Below are 16,420 nucleotides of genomic sequence, written 5' to 3' on the forward strand. Positions count from 1 at the left end.
CCGAAACGTCATGGCACAATTTACCGTCAATGCGCAACGCTTCGACCCGTACAAAAACTTTAAGTTTCGGGTAAAATGGGATGGGGTCTACGTTATGGGTGTCAGCAAGTTAAGCGGATTCAAGCGCACTACAGAAGTAGTGAAGCACCGGGAAGGCGGTGACCCGAGTAGCAGCCGCAAGTCGCCGGGACGCACCGAGTACGATGCCCTTACCCTCGAGCGGGGCGTTACCCACGACCCGGTTTTTGAGCAATGGGCCAATAAGGTCTGGAACTTCGGCTCGGGCCTGGGAGCGGAGGTATCGCTTAAAGATTTTCGCAAAGACCTGATTATCGAACTCTACAACGAGGCCGGGCAGTTGGCCATTGCCTACAAAGTGTATCGGTGCTGGGTGTCGGAATACCAGCCAGTATCAGACTTCGACGCCAACGCTAACGCCGTTTTGATTCAGCACCTCAAGCTGGAAACCGAAGGCTGGGAGCGGGACTACGAAGTGCCCGAACCCAGTGAGCCCACGTTTACGGAACCTGCTTAAGCTGTTAGGTGGTAGCTGCGCCAGGGGATAGCCAGGTATGAGGCCGCTAACAACGATAGAACTACTTAACGTGTGGGAAGCGGGTCTGCAGCAGACGCTGCTCGAAAAAGCGCTGCACCTGCTGCGGGTTGCGTGCGCGGCCGAGGACATAAGCAGCATAGCTAGCTTAAGTGTCGGTCAGCGTGATGCCCACCTGTTGCAGCTGCGCGAATGGCTGTTCGGGTTTCACCTGCTAAATAAAGCAACCTGTCCTACCTGCGCTGAAACGGTAGAATGGGAAACCAGCACTCGTGATCTGCGTCTTCAGACCCCGGAAGCGGTAGGCTTACAGAAGGAGTTTACGCTGGAGAGAGATGGATTTTTGGTCCGATTCCGGCTCCCCAACAGCCACGATCTGCGCCGAGCCATGTCACAGGTCAGCTACCAGGCAACCCCCGAGCAACTGCTGGCTGATTGCCTGATTAGCGTTCAACAGCAGGCTCAGGAATATTCGTTTGCGGAGTTGCCCGCTACCATTGTGGAGGCGCTGAATGAGCAGATGGCCCGAGAGGACCCGCAGGCGGATATTCAGATGCTGGTGAACTGTCCAGGCTGCGGGCAGCAGTGGGAAGTCCGCTTTGACATTGTCAGCTACTTGTGGCTGGAAATAGAGAGTTGGGCCAGGCACATTTTACAGGAAGTGTATGCGCTGGCCCGGGCTTATGGGTGGTCGGAACAGGACATTCTGCGCATGAGCCCTCAACGGCGGCAACTATACCTCGACCTGATTGGAGTATGAGTGACTTTGTGAATAATCTAGTTAACCGCCACGTGCAGGTGGAGGATAATGTCCAACCCCGCGTAAGGGGGCGCTTTGAGCCAGCAGAACGTACCCGGCCTGCCCTATTTACCCAGGATACCAACACGGAAAACTACGGTACTAGCTGGCCCGCCCAACAGATAGAGCCCTATGCTGAGCAACCGGCCGGCCGCCTGCCAGCTAGGCAGCCGCCTCTGCCTGGTGCAGTAGCTTCACCCCATCTACCGGGCGCTCCTGCCGGCGAATGGGAGCAGGCAATGGAACGCCGCCCGCTTGAAGCAGCGGTTCGGAAACAAAGCCCTGCTGGGCCAAGTGTCTCACCTGCAAGTTCTGAAGAGTCCGCCCTGGTTTCGATGAGCCCCGACGCACAGCAAGCAGTAAGCAAATTCCCCCAGGCCGTAGCGATGGATCTCAAACGCCAGCATCAGGACCTGGTTGAGCCGGCACTTCGCGTCGGGAGTGAGGCGGGGATAAACCGGGCGGAAAGCCCGAGCCAGTTGAATGGCCTGCTGGGCGGACCGGCCCGTCTGCCCACCACTCAACGCAGTAGTAGCCCGAGTGGAAGAGAGCAAGGACCAGCTGCCGCCACGCCCACCACGATTAAAGTCACAATCGGGCGGATCGAGGTACGGGCTGTTTCCGCACCAGCTCCCGCCACTGCCCCGCCCTCGGCCGGCCCCAAGCCCCTGCTGTCGTTGGACGAGTACCTGAAGCAGCGCAGCACCCGCCCGGCAGAGTAGCCCCCAGCCATTAAGTAGCTAAAATTCAATTATTTGCGCTGAAAGCCGCAAATCACTCACCAGTTCTAAACCAGTAGGTAAATGAGTACGGCCCTTGGAATTGCCTCCGTGACGCACGTACTGAAGGACCTGCTCAATAATGGCCTTATCGATCATGACGTGACGGGCATTATCAACGGCAACGTGCAGGTAAGCGCGCTTCCCCCCGACCGCATGGAGGTAGGCACCGCCAGCGAGCAAAGTGGGCTGAATCTGTTTATGTACCAGGTTCAGCCCAATGCCGGGTGGCGCAATGAGGGATTGCCTGGTTTTAATGGGCGCGGCCAACGCGTCGGTAATCCGCCCCTGGCGCTTGACCTGCACTATTTTCTCACGGCCTACGGAGCCGAAGAGCTCCACGCCGAAATTCTGCTGGGCTACGGGATGCAGCTATTGCACGAAACGCCGGTTTTATCGCGCGAGGCCATCCGCCAGTCGCTAGCGGCGCCTTCTACGACTTCCCCCACGGGGCTGCCGCCCGCGCTACGGCTTTTGGCTACTGCTGAGCTGGCCGAGCAGGTAGAGCAGATTAAGATTACTCCAGAGTCGCTGAATGCGGAGGACCTTTCCCGGTTCTGGACCGCCTTTCAAGCCAAATACCGGGCCTCGGCCGCGTATAAAGTCACGGTAGTATTAATTCAGAGCCAGAAGTCTACCCGCTCGGCCTTGCCCGTGCAGCGTCGACAGGTTTACGTGCTACCTTTTCGCCAGCCGATTATCGACCAGCTTAAATCGCAGGCCCCGGCGGCCGGATCATTAGTAGTTGACAACCAGAAGATCCTGGCGAGCTATAAGCTTGTGGTGGTAGGACGGCAGCTAAAAAACGATTTGGTGACGGCAACGATTGACGGTGAACCGGTGGTGCTGGATTCGGTGAGTGATTCCCAACTCGTTTTCACGCTACCTAATACCCTGGTAACTGGCATTCACGGCGTACAGGTAGTGCATCAGATCCTGATGGGCCTCCCCCTGGCAGAACACCGGGGCGGCGCCTCCAATCTGGAAGCTTTTGTGCTCAGTCCCACGCTCAGCGCCGTGACCTACGCCAACGTTTCAGGCGGCGGTACCAGCCCCCGAACGGGCAATCTGACCCTAACGGTAAACCCGGCCGTATTGGCCCGCCAGCAGGTCGTCGTGCTCCTGAATACGCTCGGCGCGGATACGGCTTACAGCTTCCGACCGCCCACGGCGGCTCCTGCGGCGCTGCCTACCTCAACCCTAACCGTGCCGGTGCAGACCGTAAAACCCGGCACCTACCTAGTGCGCCTGCAGGTTGATGGGGCCGAAAGCCCCTTGGATACTGATGCAGTGGGAACATTCAATTCACCCCAGGTCACGATTGCATGACCACCACGCTTACGCAAAGCTGGACCACGGCTAACCACGGTTACCTGACGGCGGCCGTGCGCGCTTTGCACCACGAATTGGCCCTGCACCAGGCACGCACGGCGGCCGATGCCGAACAGATCTTGTCGCAGCAGGCCTTACTCAGCGCCGCGCAGCAGGCGGCGGAAGATGTCAGCGCCGAACTGCCGGCGCCGTCGGCGCTAGCTACCCTGACCACGCTGCTGAGCCTGTCCGATTTTGAATGCAAAGTGCTGCTGCTGTGCGCCGCGGTGGAGTTGGATGCCGCCTTCAGGGCGCTGGTAGCTTCGTTACAGGGCGGGGCACCGCTGCCCACGTTCAGCCTGGCGCTGGCCGCCTTCCCGCACGCGCACTGGAGCGCCCTGCTACCCACCGCGCCCCTGCGCTACTGGCAGCTGGTAAAGCCGGCCGCCGGACCGTTGCTTACCCAAAGCCCCTTGAAAATTGATGAACAAATTCTGCACTACTTAACGGGCACCTGCACGCTGGACGAACGCCTGCGCGACCTCGCCGAGCCGGTGCGGCTCGAGGCCTTGCTGACGGACTCGCAGCAAGTTCTGGCCGATGGCATGGCCCGGGCCTGCGCCGGCGAGGTGCTGCCGGTGCTGGTGCTGCGCGGCGACGACGCGGCGGGCAACGCCGCGCTCGGGTCCCACGCCGGCGCACTGCTGGGGCTGCAACTCTACTCGCTGCCCGCGCATCTCATCCCGGCTGCGGTGCCGGAAGCCAACCAGCTGCTCCGGATCTGGAACCGAGAAGCGGCCTTGCTATCCTACGCCCTCCACGTGGACTGCGCCGACCTAGACCCTGGCGACCGGGCGCAGACGCAGGGTGCGGCCCATTTCATCGACCACGTGGATGGGGTGGTGCTGCTGAGTGGAGGCTCCTGGGAGCCGCGGCTGAAGCGCCCGAAAGCTGAATTCACGGTGCCCAAGCCCACACCCGCCGAGCAGTTACAGCTTTGGCAAAACGCCTTGGGACCCGCCGCCCACCCGCCTGAAGCGTTGCAAGCCGTGGTGGCGCAGTTTGACTTGAGCGCCAGCAGCATTCAGGCCGCCAGTGCCGACGCGCTACGGGCCCCAACCGCCGAAACACCGGTGGGAAAAGCGGCCGCTACGCCGCTCGCCCGCCGGCTGTGGCAAGCCTGCTGCGCCCACACCCGCCCGCGGGTCGATGAGCTGGCCCAGCGCATCGACCCGCGGGCGACCTGGGCCGACCTGGTGCTGCCCGACGCCCAGCTGCACACCCTGCGGGAAATAGTCTGGCAGGTGCGGCAGCGCCACCGCGTGTACCACGAGTGGGGCTTTGGGGGCCCCGGGGCGCGCGGGCTGGGCATCACGGTGCTATTTGCGGGCGAAAGCGGCACGGGCAAAACTATGGCCGCGGAGGTGCTGGCCCACGCTCTGCACCTCGACCTCTACCGCATCGACTTAAGTCAGGTGGTGAACAAGTACATCGGCGAAACGGAAAAAAATCTGCGCCGCATCTTCGACGCGGCCGAGGCTGGCGGCGCCATCCTGCTCTTCGACGAAGCCGACGCGCTATTCGGCAAGCGCAGCGAAGTAAAGGACAGCCACGACCGCCACAGCAACATCGAGGTGAGCTACCTGCTCCAGCGCATGGAAGCCTACCGGGGCCTGGCCGTCCTCACCACCAACCTACGCGCCGCCCTGGACAAAGCCTTCCTGCGCCGGCTGCGGTTCGTGGTGCAGTTCCCGTATCCCGACGCGGCCCAGCGGGCCGAAATCTGGCGCCGGGTGTTCCCCGCCGCCACGCCCCGCGAAGACCTGGATTTCGAAAAGCTGGCCCGTCTGAGCGTGCCCGGCGGCAACATCCGCAACATGGCCCTGAACGCGGCCTTCGCCGCTGCCCACGACAACCAACCCGTGCGGATGGCCCACATCGCCCGCGCCGCCCGCAGCGAATACAACAAACTCGAACGCCCGCTGAGCCACGCGGAAATGAACGGCTGGTAACGTGAACGCCATGAGCCCCAACATCGAGCTGCACATCGAAGAATTAATCCTGCACGGCTTTGGGGCCTCCAACGCCCACCAGATTGGCGCCGCTGTGGAACGCGAAATCACCCGGCTGTTGCAGGCGCAGGGCCTGCCTCCTGCACTCGCCGACGAGTGCAGCGTGGAGCGGCTGAACGCCGGCAGTTTCTCCGTCGCGCCCGGCAGCGGGGCCGCCGCGGTGGGAGCCCAAATTGCCCAATCGGTTTACACTGGCTTCAACAAATGAGCAGCACGGCCTTAAAAGGAAAGCACAGGGCCCTGGAAGCAGCGCCCGTTGCCAAGAAGGCCATCGCTTCCGAAGCTGCCCGTACAAACATGCACGGGTGGGCCTTGGGAATGAGCCATGATTTTGGCAAAATCAGCGCACATGTCTGCGACGGCCACTCCGCCGCACTTGGCGGGTTGCAGTCACCGGGCCAGCCGTTGGATGCCAGCACCCGCACTTTTATGGAAGCGCGGTTTGGCCACGATTTCAAGCAGGTGCGCGTGCACGCCAACGACCAAACGGCTGAGGCCGCGCAGGCGATGAATGCCCGGGCCTACACAGTAGGCCACGACATTGCATTTGGGGCCCACCAATACGCGCCCGGGGCCCCGGCCGGGCAGCGGCTGCTGGCCCACGAGCTGGCCCACGTGGTGCAGCAGGCCCGGCCGTCGGCCACCCCGCCAGGGCCCGCGCACGAGCGGGACGCCGACCACGCCGCGGTGGCCATTCAGCAAAACCGCCCAGTGGCGGTGCGCGCCGCGAGCCGCCCTGGCCTAGCGCGCCAGGAAGCTAGCCCGGGCGCGCCGACACCCTATTTCAACCGGCTGAACAAAATTTACCAGCGGGCGCTGGAGGTGGCGCCCGCGCCGGTGCGTGCCCAAATTGAACAGGCCAACGGAGCCCTGCGCCAAGCCACGCAGGCCAGCGGGGTCACGCCGCAGCAAATTGACGCGACAATTGCCAAGGCGGCGCCGGCCCTGCAAGTGGCGGAAACCGTGCTCGAAACGATGAAAGCTGCGTCCCCCGCGCCCGATCCCAGCCAGGCAACGTGGCTGGGCGAGCCGCCCCTGGCCGTGCGGCAACAGCGGGCGCGCAAGCAGCAGGCGCTGTTTGCGGCCGACAAAGCGGAAAGCCCCTTCGCGCTGCCCCCGCCGCTGCAAACGCCCACCGCCGGCCCGGGGCCCGACCTGAGCCACTACTTAACCGTTGACCCGCCCCCGACGCCGTTCGAAACCCAGCTGCGCTCCGGCCAACCGTTCCTGCACACCATGCAGCCGCCCGATCCCGAAATTGACCCGCGCAAAGCCGTCTGGCTGGGCCCCGGCCCGCCGCCCAGCAAAGCCCAGCTGCAGCAAATGCGCTTCGAGCCGGCCGGCGACCTGCCGCCTAACACCAGCATTGGCCTGCCCGACTCGGACGTTCGGCAGACATTTAGGCTGAGCAGCAGGGCCGCGATGCCCATCCGCCACCCCAAAACGAACCAGCTCATTGGCTACCGGCTGCGGGCGGGCGTGACGATAATGGAGGTGGACCGTAACGGAAAGTTGCTCTCGACGAGCGGGCTGGAAGCGCCCGTGGAAGTTGACCAGTTCGACCCCATCGACGCGTTGTTTATCGTGGCCGATATCGGGGTGGTAATAGCTAAGCTGGCGGGCCCCCTGGTAAAAGCGGGCGTCAAAGAAGCCACCGCGGTGGCCGGCCGGTCGTTCAACCGCACCGCTAACACCGCGCGCGCCGGCGCGGCCCGCATACTGATTGGCACGGCCGAAGCGGCGCCGGTGCTGGAAGAGCGAGCCGCCACAACGCTGATTCGCGAGGAAGCTGAAGGGCTGGGGCCCACTTTGGCCCGGGCCGAGGACGCGCCGCCGGCCGCCCTCGTCCAGCCCTTCGGAGTTTTGGCCCCGGTCCCCAACGCCCCGGCGGTTGCCCGCACCGTCGAGAGCGTATCGCAGGACCTGATAACCCACTACCAAGGCCGGTTGGTGGCCCCCAACAACGCGTTGTCCGACATCATCCGGCGCGCCCGCGCCCCGCTGACGCGCGTGGACGGGCGCGCCGCCGCCGCCGAACTGCGCGACATCATCCGGATGCTGGAGCGTGGAGAAGTGGGTGGGGTGCGTGTGCAATCGGTCGAAATAGTGCCGCCCACGATGGCCCAGCGCACTCCCGACCTGGTGCTGCACCTGGAAAACGGTACCATCACCCGGCTCGAAGGGCGGTCGGTGACGTCGGCCCCCGCTGGCCTAGTGACCCCAAAGCCTGGGCTGGGCGGCATTGGGCGCGCGCTGGCCGATTACGCCGAGGGCATCACGGGCACCCGGAGCAAAATCACGCAGGCCATCGTGGCCAAAGCCAAGGACACGCCCGCGCGCGCCAGCCAGCTCACCGTGCCGATGCCGGGCGTGCCGTCCGGCGGTATCATTTCCATCAATGTAACGGTGGCATCGGCCGACGTGGCCACCATCGACGCCGCGGTCGATGCCGCCGCGGCCCGGCTGGGGCCCCACGTCGAACGCATCGATATCGGCTACCTGGGGCCCCGGGCGTCGCCCACCGCCGCGCAACTGCGCCCCACGCTGACGTATGCCCGCCAGGCCGATAGGTCGTACCTGAGGGTACCGTAGGGCAGGTAAGTTGATTGGTAAAAGAGAGGCAAAATGACGAGTTCAGCTTTTTTAAATGCGAAGAGCCCGGCCCCAGGCGTAGCTGCGCCTTTACTCAAAAAAGCTGCGGATCTACTGCCAGACGTCGCCCGGGAAACCGCCCTTGGATTGCACCTAGGTGCAGGCCATAATATCGGCAGTATCAGCGCGCACGGGTACCAAACCCTCCTGGCGAGCCCAGTGCGGTTGCAACCTAAGTTGGTAATCAACCAGCCGGGCGATGCACACGAGCAGGAAGCCGACGCAATGGCCGAAAAAGTAATGCGCCTGCCTACCGTGGGCCCCGGCGACGGTATGGCTTTCAAACCCGCCGTGGCATCGGTGCAACGCAAATGCGCGCACTGCGAAAAGGAGGAAAAAGCGCAGCGCAAAGAAAAATCACCGTCGTTACAACCAACTCCCGCCCCGGGCGGGCTGCTTCAAAGAAAATGCGCGGCGTGCGAAAAAGAGGAGGAACTGCACCGAAAAGCAGCCAGCCCCCAGCCCGTGCCGGAAGCTTCGCCAGCCGTAACGCAGACACTGCAGGCGGCCGGCCAGCCCCTGGACACCGCCACCCGCCGGTTCATGGAAACCCGTTTCGGCCACGACCTAGGCGCGGTGCGCATCCACGCGGGTGCCCAGGCTGCTGAATCGGCCGCGGCCATCAACGCCCTAGCCTACACCGTCGGCCGGAACGTGGTATTCGGGGCCGGGCAGTACGCGCCGCAATCGGCTACCGGCCAGCGTCTGCTGGCCCACGAGCTGGCGCACGTCCTTCAGCAGGGCGGCGGCAGGGCTTCGGCGGCGTCTGGAGGAAATCGAATCCAGCGGCAGGCCGCGCCGGGCGTACACGCCGGCCCGCCGGGCGCGGGGTCCCAAATTCCGTCAGAAAAACGGCGCACCGACGTCGAAGGGGCGTACCGGCGCGCGGGCTTGCTAAAAGAAGCGAATGCCGTGCGTCGCTGCCGGGAAGAAGGCGCCTGCCAGAAATTATTGACCGAAAAAGAAGCCTGGGAAATGTACGGCTCGGGGCGGGCCTCGGCAGGAATGGGGCCCCGGGAAGCTGCTACGCCACAGGCCGCAGCGGGCGGGGCCCTGGCCACGCGTGCGCTTAGCGGAGGGGCCGCGGCAGAAGGCATGGCTGTCAAAATAACGGCTCAGCAGGTAGCAGATGCCGCCTGGGCCAGGCAAGCGGCCACCGTAGCGGCGGAAGAAGCGGCCGCTACCGCCGCGGCAGAAGGCACAGCGGCAGCAGGGGGCACCGTTGCCATCGCAGCTCCGGTAGCAGTGGGGGCGGTGGTGGTCGTTGCAATTGTGGCCCTCGTGTTTTGGTCCCGCTTCCAACGCGAGTTGGAAAGCCAGGGATACATTATTTTGCCTTCGCCCCTGGCCGTGTGCATCTCGGGGTGCCACCAGCCGGCCGCGCCCACTTTCAAGTCACGACCCGATTTTTTTGATGACCTCCCCCCCTTGATGCCCACGCCTTGGGAAACGGGCAAAACATCTAAAGCCGACCAGAAAGGATTGCGGGATTGGTTTGCACCGGAAGCTTCATTGCCGCTGCCGCAACAACAGCCGATACCAAAGCCGGTGGCCCGGCCGCTGCCGCGCCCGGACATCGATACGGAGGAAGAAAATAGGAAGGGCTGCCGCGGCATGGCAACCGCCCAGCGCGGGGCAAACTCCTGCCATGATCAATTCGCTACGATGGTCAGTGGGACGCCTCGGGAGTGGGGCATCAAAACGCCTGAAGGCCTCTACGTGGATTTTGATGCGCGAACGGCCGGTGGCGCCTTGTACGAAGTAAAGACCGGTTACGGGTTCCTTTTGAATACCTCCCCGGCCACTTACCTGATGCGGCAGCAGACCATCAATCGTTTCATTGACCAATCCCAGCTTCAACTCGCGGTGGCGGCCCGCTGCGGCTACCCCCTCGTGTGGATGTTTAACAACCGGCACGTGGCTGCGCTGGTGAACGGGCTGATCCAACCGCAGGTGATTGCACTGGATTTCCCGTGTGGAGAAAGCCGATGAGCAAAAGCAATTGAATTGCTTTTCTTATCTTTTAAAATGCTTTAGTTGCTATAATATAATGCTTTATGAATTAAATGCTCGACACAAAATCATCCTTTTTGCTTGTTTAACTCATGACCACCTTCCCCGGTTCTCCCCGCATTCTGAAAGGCGGGCTGGTGCTGATTGATGTGGAGACGTCGGCGGTGCAGCGCATCATCGCCTTGCAGTACAACCCGGACACGCTCACCCGGTCGTTCCAGGTAAAGGGGGTGGGAGGCGAGGGCGTCAACCGCTCGGAGGCGCTGCGCCTGACGGGCCCCCCGGTGGAAACGCTGAAGCTGGAGGCGGAGATTGACGCCGCCGACCAGCTCGAAGTGGCCGATGCGGTGACGGTGCAGGTGGGCATCCAGCCGCAGCTGGCGGCCCTGGAAACCATCATTTACCCCAGCAGCGCGCAGCTGCTCGCCAACAACCGTCTGGCCCAGTCGGGCACCCTGGAAATTGTGCCCATGGAAACGGCCCTGACCCTCTTCATCTGGAATAAGCAACGCATCATCCCGGTGCGCATCACCGAGTTCAGCGTGACGGAAGAAGCCTTTGATGTGAACCTGAACCCGCTGCGGGCCAAGGTGAGCCTGGGCATGCGCGTGCTGAGCGTGGACGACCTGGGCTTCCAGCACAAAGGCGGCAGCCTGTACCTGAGCTACCAGCAGAGCAAGGAACACCTGGCGGGCCTCTTTGCCGGCGGCGCGCTGAACGCCTTCGGAATCAACGCCATTCCCTAACCCAGCCATAGCCCAGCCATGACCGATCCGCTGCAAACGATGCTTCAGCAAACGGGTAGGACCCCTGCGCCTTTCCCGCCCACCAGCCGGTACTACGGCCTGGCCACGGCCCGGCTGGAAACCGCCACCGGCGAGCCGCTGGTGTACCTGCGCCGGCGGCTGGTGCCGCCGCCCGAGCGCTTTTTCCTGCTGCAGGAGCACGCCGTAACCGAGGGCGAGCGGCCCGACAACATGGCCAACCAGTACCTCGGCGACCCGGAGCAGTTTTGGCGGCTGTGCGACGCCAACGGCGCCGTACAGCCCAACGAGCTGACGGCCACCGTGGGCCGCCGCCTCCGCATCACCCTGCCCGAAGGCATCCCTGGCTTCAACCGTGCTTAAGGGCATCTACCTCACGCTGCTGATTGGCCCGGTGGTGCCGCTGCCAGTGCCGCCGGAAGTGCTCGACGCGCTGACCGACGTGACGGTGACGAACCGGGACGGCGGGGGCAGCGGGTTTCAGCTCTCGTTTAAAATCAGCAAGAATTCGCCCCTGCACACGCTGTTCCTGCTCACGGGCGGCGGCGTCGCGCCGCTGTTTCGGGTCATCATCATCGCCACTCTCAACGGGGCGCCCACCGTGCTCATGGACGGCGTCATTACCAACCACGAAATTGCCCCGGACCCGGCCGGCGGGCAGGCCCTGCTCACCATCACCGGCGAGGACCTGTCGGTGGTGATGGACCGGATAGATTTCAGCGGTTTTCCGTTCCCGGCCGTGCCAGCTGAGGGCCGGGTGGCGCTGCTCGTGGCCAAGTATAGCTTCCTGGGGCTGGTGCCGCTGATCATCCCCAGCGTGCTGGTCGACGTAGTGGTGCCCACCACGCGCATCCCTTCGCAGCGTGGCACGGACCTGTCGTACATAAAGTACCTAGCCGAGGAAGTGGGGTACGTTTTTTACATCGAGCCCGGCCCGGTGCCGGGCGTCAACATCGCCTACTGGGGGCCCCGAATCAAGGTGGGCGCGCCGCAGCCGGCCCTCAGCATCAACCTGGACGCGCATACCAACGTGGAGTCGCTCACGTTCAATTTCAGCAATAACCTGAACGCCATCCCGACGGCGTTTTATTACGACGAGCTCACCAAAGCCGTCATCGTGGTGCCCATTCCGCCCATCACGCCGCTCAACCCGCCGCTGGGCCTGCTGCCGCCCATCCCTACCCGGCTGGAGCCGGCGGCGCACGACCTAGCCAAGTACTCGCTGCCCAAGGCTATTATGATTGGGCTGGCCAAGGCGGCCCAATGGGCCGACGCCGTGACCGGCCGGGGCGAGCTGGACGTGCTGCGCTACGGCCGCATCCTGAAGGCCCGCCAGCTGGTGGGCGTGCGCGGGGCCGGCCTGGCCTACGACGGCCTGTACTACGTGAAAAGCGTGCAGCACAAAATAAAGCGCGGGCAGTACCGGCAGAGCTTTGAGCTGTCGCGCAACGGCCTGATTTCCACTTTCCCGAACGTGCCCGTATGAACACCGACGTCCACCGATTCCTGGGCAAGTACCGCGGCACCGTGTTCAACAACCTGGACCCGGAAAACCGTGGCCGCATCCAGGCCATCGTGCCCGACGTGCAGGGCCTGATCCCCACCACGTTTGCCCTGCCCTGCCTACCGGCCGCTGGCAAGGGCAGCGGCGCCTACTTCGTGCCCGAGCTGGGGGCGGGGGTGTGGATCGAGTTTGAGCAAGGCAACCCGGACTATCCCATCTGGACGGGGTGCTTCTGGGGCAGCACGGCGGAACTGCCCGAAATGGGCATTGCCTCGCCGCCGCCCACGCCCAACATGGTGTTTCAAACCACCGGCCGCAACTCCATCACCGTGTTCGGCACGCCCGGCGGCGGCATCACGTTGTGCGCCGGCCCCTTGGCCAGCCCCACCAGCCCCCGCATCATGGTTACGCAGGCGGGCATCGTGCTCACCAACGGGCAGGCCGAAATCATCCTGGCCGGATCCACCGTCACCATTAACAAAGGGGCTCTAATGGTGACCTGAGCCTGGGCATTAGTTGCCTACCTTCTTTACAACAGATTCTTATGCCTGGTTTTCTACTCCACGCGGGCGCTTCGGTACAATGCGTTCATGGGGGACAAGCCCAGCCTAGTGCGCCTAATCCGCGGGTTCTGGTGGCGGGGCAGCCCATCGTGACGCAGCCCACTCCCCACCTGGTGGCGGGCTGCCCTTTCAACGTGGCCGGTGCCCCGGTGCCCTGCGTCACGGCGCAATGGGTCAGCGCGTCCACGCGCATCCTCTCAAACGGAATGCCCGTGCTGCTGCTCGACAGCCAAGCCATTTGCGCCCCTAATGGCACGCCGCTGCTAATTCTAAGCACGCAAACCAAAGTACTCGGCACTTAAGTACTTAAGCAAAAGAAAGTGATGTGTCTTATATGAGCTTGATTATGAGTATTATACCTTGAACGACAAATGCCTAAAGTACTATGCAGATCAAGTTTCCTTTGCAGTTTGACGAGCGGGGCCGCACCACTGAAACCGATCAGGACGGTCACCTCCGCGACCTGATTGAGCAGGTACTGTTTACGGCGCCAGGCGAACGGGTCAACCGCCCGACTTTCGGCAGCGGGCTGATGCAGCTGGTGTTTCAGCCCAACAGCGACGAGTTGGCCGCTACCGTCCAGTTTCTGGTGCAGGGCGCCTTGCAGCAGTGGCTGGGCGACCTAATTGAGGTGAACGCCGTGCAAGCAACCAGCGAGGACTCCACCCTAGCGGTCACCATTGTCTACACTGTGCGGCGCACGCAGCAGCGCCAGATAGCCCAATTTACCCGCTAACGACCATGTTCTACGCCTGCTGTGACGAGTCGCGCCGGAACTTGATCAAAGGCAATCCGGCCGTGAACGGGATTGACTTTCTGGAGGTAGTGGATAAGCCCAGCGACCCGAATGAGCAGCGCCAAACCACGCTGGCAGTTCACCTCATCAACGATTTTCAACCCGTCGATTTAGCGGCGCTGACGGTCGTTATTGAAGGTGGGGAGCGCATCAGGAACATCCGCGTGACCGGCGTATCGGTGCTGGCCGGGTTGCCGGGCTTCCCGCCCAGCTCGCCTCCGGGCTCCCCGCCTGCGCCGCCGCAGAGCCGGGTGCTGCTCGTGACCGTGAGCGAGGCGGGTGATTTCTCGCCCTACACGCTGCGGCTGGTGCAGGACCTGCAAGCAAAACAATCGCCGCCCGGCTTCGACCCGGTTCTGTTCGACCCGATTCTGTCGGCGGTAGCGTTTTCGTTTAAGGTAAGCTGCCCCAGCGATTTTGATTGCCAACCCGTTCCCTGCATTCCCGCAAAGCCAACGGAAGCTTTGCAGGTCAACTACTTAGCAAAAGACTACGCGAGCTTCCGGCAACTGATGCTGGACCGGCTGGCGCTGCTGGTGCCCGACTATCAGGAGCGTAATGTGGCCGATTTGGGCATTACGCTCCTGGAGCTGCTAGCGTATGTGGCTGATTACCTGAGCTATCAGCAAGACGCCACCGCTACGGAAGCCTACCTGAACACGGCCCGCAAACGCACCTCGGTGCGGCGCCACGCCCGCCTGGTCGACTATTTCATGCACGACGGCTGCAATGCCCGCGTGTGGGTGCAGGTGCAGCTCGCCCCCGGCGCGGGCAAAGTATTGCTGCAAAAGGAAAATCAGGGTCGAAAAACACAGTTTCTGACCAGGGTCCGGGACGCAACATCCCCAATAATATTCATTGAGTCAGCAGCTTATGAAAAAGCTTTAGCAGCTGGCCCACAGGTTTTTGAGCTGATGCAGGACGAAACACTTTTCAGTGAACATACCGAAATGCCATTCTATACCTGGGGTGACACGGATTGCTGCCTGCCCGCGGGCGCTACCAGCGCCACGCTGGCCGGCCATTTTCCGCAGCTGGCGCCGGGGCAGGTGCTCATTCTGGCGGAGAATCGAGGACCTCAAACGGGCCTGGCAGGCGACGCCGACCCAACGCACCGGCAGGCCGTGCGCCTCACCGACGTGTCTTGGTCAACAGACCCGCTTGGCATGCAGCGTACACCGCCTGGTCCGCTGCCCGCCGGAATTGTGCCCGTAGTAACCAATATTCGCTGGCACCCGGCCGATGCGCTGTCGATTGTCCTGTGCCTTTCCGCGCGCCACGGCACCCAGTTTTACGACCACGTCAGCATGGCGTGGGGCAATATCGTGCTGGCTGACCACGGGCTGACCGTTCAGGAGCAGCAAACCAGCGCCCTCACGCCTGATACGGTGCCGCCCTCCACGCGCCACCGCCCCCGCATAGTAGCCGGGCACTGCCAAGCCTCGCCCGAGGTGCCGATTCCCGCCCGTTTTCGTCCCCAACTGGCTGTAGGGTCCCTGACCCAGGCGGCGCCCTATGACCCACAGAACCCACCGCCTGCGGCGACCGGAGCCATGACCTGGTCAATGCGGGAACCCCTGCCTGTGGTGAGCCTGCGTGAGCAAAAGGCCGACGGGTTGCCGGACCAAGTCATCTTCTGGAAACCACAACGCGATTTCATCAACAGCCAACCCACCGCCCCAGACTTTGTCGTCGAGGTGGAAACTGATGGCGTGGCGTATCTCCGCTTCGGGGATGATGTGCTGGGGTCGCGCCCCGCTGCCGCTACCGTTTTTCGCGCCACGTACCGGGTAGGCAATGGGCTTAGCGGCAACATAGGGGCCGAAACGCTGGCGTACCTAGCGACAAATGACTCGGCTATTACGCTCCATCCAACGAGCATTATCGGTATTCGGAATCCGCTCCCGGCCCGGGGCGGCGTGGCGCCGGAGACGATGGAGGAAGCTCGGCAGAAAGCCCCCAGCGCCTTCCGGCGACAGGAGCGCGCCGTTACGCCCGCCGATTATGAGGAGATAAGCCAACGCATAGACGCGACCATTCAACGCACCGCCTGCACCTTCCGCTGGACCGGCAGCTGGCGCACCGCTTTTCTGACGGTGGACCGCGCGGGCGGGCAAGCCGTTGATGTGCCGTTTGAGCAGCAAACCCGCACGAAGCTGGAACGCTATCGAATGGCCGGCTACGACCTAGAAGTAGAGGGGCCGCAGTACGTTTCGCTGGAAATGGTCATGGAGGTTTGCGTGGACCGCAACTACTTCGCCAGCGAGGTGAAAGCCGCCTTGCTGCGCGTGTTCACCCGAGCGTATCAGCCCAGTGGCCAGCCGGGGCTATTTCATCCCGATCAGTTCACGTTTGGACAACTAGTGTACCTCAGTCCATTTTACGCGGCGGCGCAGGCTACGCCGGGCGTTCTGTCGGTGCAGATTACAACTTTCCGGCGCCAGGGTAGCTTCGACGCGGGAACCCTCACAAGCGGCAAAATTCCGCTGGGCCGGCTCGAGATTGCGCGACTGGACAACGACCCGAACTTCCCGGACCACGGCGTTTTTAACCTGCTTATGAAAGGGGGGCGGTAATATGCAGCAGTCAGCTACTTGTAGTTGCGGCGAGGGCC

The 16,420-nt window shown here is 63.1% G+C and carries 14 protein-coding genes; all 14 read left to right on the forward strand.

Annotation, left to right across the window (positions count from 1 at the left end; genetic code table 11):
• The first annotated feature begins 10 nt into the window (after positions 1-10).
• The 14 genes from ACFSDX_RS24970 to ACFSDX_RS25035 all read left to right on the forward strand — a co-directional run bounded on the left by ACFSDX_RS24970 (position 11) and on the right by ACFSDX_RS25035 (position 16,382).
• Positions 11-535, forward strand: coding sequence for a phage tail protein (locus ACFSDX_RS24970; RefSeq protein WP_382318686.1), 525 nt, complete (start codon positions 11-13; stop codon positions 533-535).
• A 70-nt stretch (positions 536-605) separates the two neighbouring features.
• A complete protein-coding gene (locus ACFSDX_RS24975) occupies positions 606-1,313 on the forward strand; it encodes a T4 family baseplate hub assembly chaperone (RefSeq protein ID WP_382318688.1) in 708 nt (235 codons plus the stop codon).
• Between the two features lie 842 nt (positions 1,314-2,155).
• Positions 2,156-3,460: a Pvc16 family protein gene (locus ACFSDX_RS24980; protein WP_382318690.1), complete on the forward strand. Its 1,305-nt coding sequence runs from the start codon at positions 2,156-2,158 to the stop codon at positions 3,458-3,460.
• A complete protein-coding gene (locus tag ACFSDX_RS24985) occupies positions 3,457-5,454 on the forward strand; it encodes an ATP-binding protein (protein ID WP_382318692.1) in 1,998 nt (665 codons plus the stop codon). Before ACFSDX_RS24980 ends, ACFSDX_RS24985 begins: the two co-directional genes overlap by 4 nt.
• A gap of 10 nt (positions 5,455-5,464) precedes the next feature.
• Positions 5,465-5,722, forward strand: coding sequence for a hypothetical protein (locus tag ACFSDX_RS24990; protein WP_382318694.1), 258 nt, complete (start codon positions 5,465-5,467; stop codon positions 5,720-5,722).
• A 110-nt stretch (positions 5,723-5,832) separates the two neighbouring features.
• Positions 5,833-8,106: an eCIS core domain-containing protein gene (locus ACFSDX_RS24995; protein WP_382318696.1), complete on the forward strand. Its 2,274-nt coding sequence runs from the start codon at positions 5,833-5,835 to the stop codon at positions 8,104-8,106.
• Positions 8,107-8,343: 237 nt separating this feature from the next.
• The gene (locus ACFSDX_RS25000) at positions 8,344-10,158 is read left to right on the forward strand and encodes an eCIS core domain-containing protein (protein ID WP_382318697.1); all 1,815 of its coding nucleotides are present in this window, start codon (positions 8,344-8,346) and stop codon (positions 10,156-10,158) included.
• A 113-nt stretch (positions 10,159-10,271) separates the two neighbouring features.
• Entirely contained in the window at positions 10,272-10,925 is a 654-nt protein-coding gene (locus tag ACFSDX_RS25005) for a hypothetical protein (RefSeq protein WP_382318699.1), read from the forward strand.
• Positions 10,926-10,943: 18 nt separating this feature from the next.
• On the forward strand, positions 10,944-11,306 hold the full coding sequence (locus tag ACFSDX_RS25010) for a LysM domain-containing protein (protein ID WP_382318701.1): 363 nt from the start codon (positions 10,944-10,946) through the stop codon (positions 11,304-11,306).
• Positions 11,299-12,429 carry a hypothetical protein gene (locus ACFSDX_RS25015; RefSeq protein WP_382318703.1) on the forward strand — a complete coding sequence of 377 codons (1,131 nt, stop codon included), beginning with the start codon at positions 11,299-11,301 and terminating at the stop codon, positions 12,427-12,429. Before ACFSDX_RS25010 ends, ACFSDX_RS25015 begins: the two co-directional genes overlap by 8 nt.
• A complete protein-coding gene (locus ACFSDX_RS25020; protein ID WP_382318705.1) occupies positions 12,426-12,950 on the forward strand; it encodes a phage baseplate assembly protein V in 525 nt (174 codons plus the stop codon). The genes ACFSDX_RS25015 and ACFSDX_RS25020 overlap by 4 nt, the downstream gene beginning before the upstream one ends.
• A 41-nt stretch (positions 12,951-12,991) precedes the next feature.
• A complete protein-coding gene (locus ACFSDX_RS25025) occupies positions 12,992-13,312 on the forward strand; it encodes a hypothetical protein (protein ID WP_382318707.1) in 321 nt (106 codons plus the stop codon).
• 83 nt (positions 13,313-13,395) lie between these two features.
• The gene (locus tag ACFSDX_RS25030) at positions 13,396-13,746 is read left to right on the forward strand and encodes a GPW/gp25 family protein (RefSeq protein ID WP_382318709.1); all 351 of its coding nucleotides are present in this window, start codon (positions 13,396-13,398) and stop codon (positions 13,744-13,746) included.
• A gap of 5 nt (positions 13,747-13,751) precedes the next feature.
• Positions 13,752-16,382, forward strand: coding sequence for a putative baseplate assembly protein (locus tag ACFSDX_RS25035; RefSeq protein ID WP_382318710.1), 2,631 nt, complete (start codon positions 13,752-13,754; stop codon positions 16,380-16,382).
• Positions 16,383-16,420 lie beyond the last annotated feature (38 nt).

The organism is Hymenobacter bucti, from assembly GCF_042681145.1.
Taxonomy (GTDB): domain Bacteria; phylum Bacteroidota; class Bacteroidia; order Cytophagales; family Hymenobacteraceae; genus Hymenobacter; species Hymenobacter bucti.

What these genes read in the sequence shown, in the direction of transcription:
- ACFSDX_RS24970 (WP_382318686.1), top strand. Translation starts at nt 11, where the DNA reads ATGGCACAATTTACCGTCAATGCGCAACGCTTCGACCCGTACAAAAAC.
- ACFSDX_RS24980 (WP_382318690.1), top strand. Translation starts at nt 2,156, where the DNA reads ATGAGTACGGCCCTTGGAATTGCCTCCGTGACGCACGTACTGAAGGAC.
- ACFSDX_RS24985 (WP_382318692.1), top strand. Translation starts at nt 3,457, where the DNA reads ATGACCACCACGCTTACGCAAAGCTGGACCACGGCTAACCACGGTTAC.
- ACFSDX_RS24990 (WP_382318694.1), top strand. Translation starts at nt 5,465, where the DNA reads ATGAGCCCCAACATCGAGCTGCACATCGAAGAATTAATCCTGCACGGC.
- ACFSDX_RS24995 (WP_382318696.1), top strand. Translation starts at nt 5,833, where the DNA reads ATGAGCCATGATTTTGGCAAAATCAGCGCACATGTCTGCGACGGCCAC.
- ACFSDX_RS25005 (WP_382318699.1), top strand. Translation starts at nt 10,272, where the DNA reads ATGACCACCTTCCCCGGTTCTCCCCGCATTCTGAAAGGCGGGCTGGTG.
- ACFSDX_RS25010 (WP_382318701.1), top strand. Translation starts at nt 10,944, where the DNA reads ATGACCGATCCGCTGCAAACGATGCTTCAGCAAACGGGTAGGACCCCT.
- ACFSDX_RS25020 (WP_382318705.1), top strand. Translation starts at nt 12,426, where the DNA reads ATGAACACCGACGTCCACCGATTCCTGGGCAAGTACCGCGGCACCGTG.
- ACFSDX_RS25025 (WP_382318707.1), top strand. Translation starts at nt 12,992, where the DNA reads ATGCCTGGTTTTCTACTCCACGCGGGCGCTTCGGTACAATGCGTTCAT.
- ACFSDX_RS25030 (WP_382318709.1), top strand. Translation starts at nt 13,396, where the DNA reads ATGCAGATCAAGTTTCCTTTGCAGTTTGACGAGCGGGGCCGCACCACT.
- ACFSDX_RS25035 (WP_382318710.1), top strand. Translation starts at nt 13,752, where the DNA reads ATGTTCTACGCCTGCTGTGACGAGTCGCGCCGGAACTTGATCAAAGGC.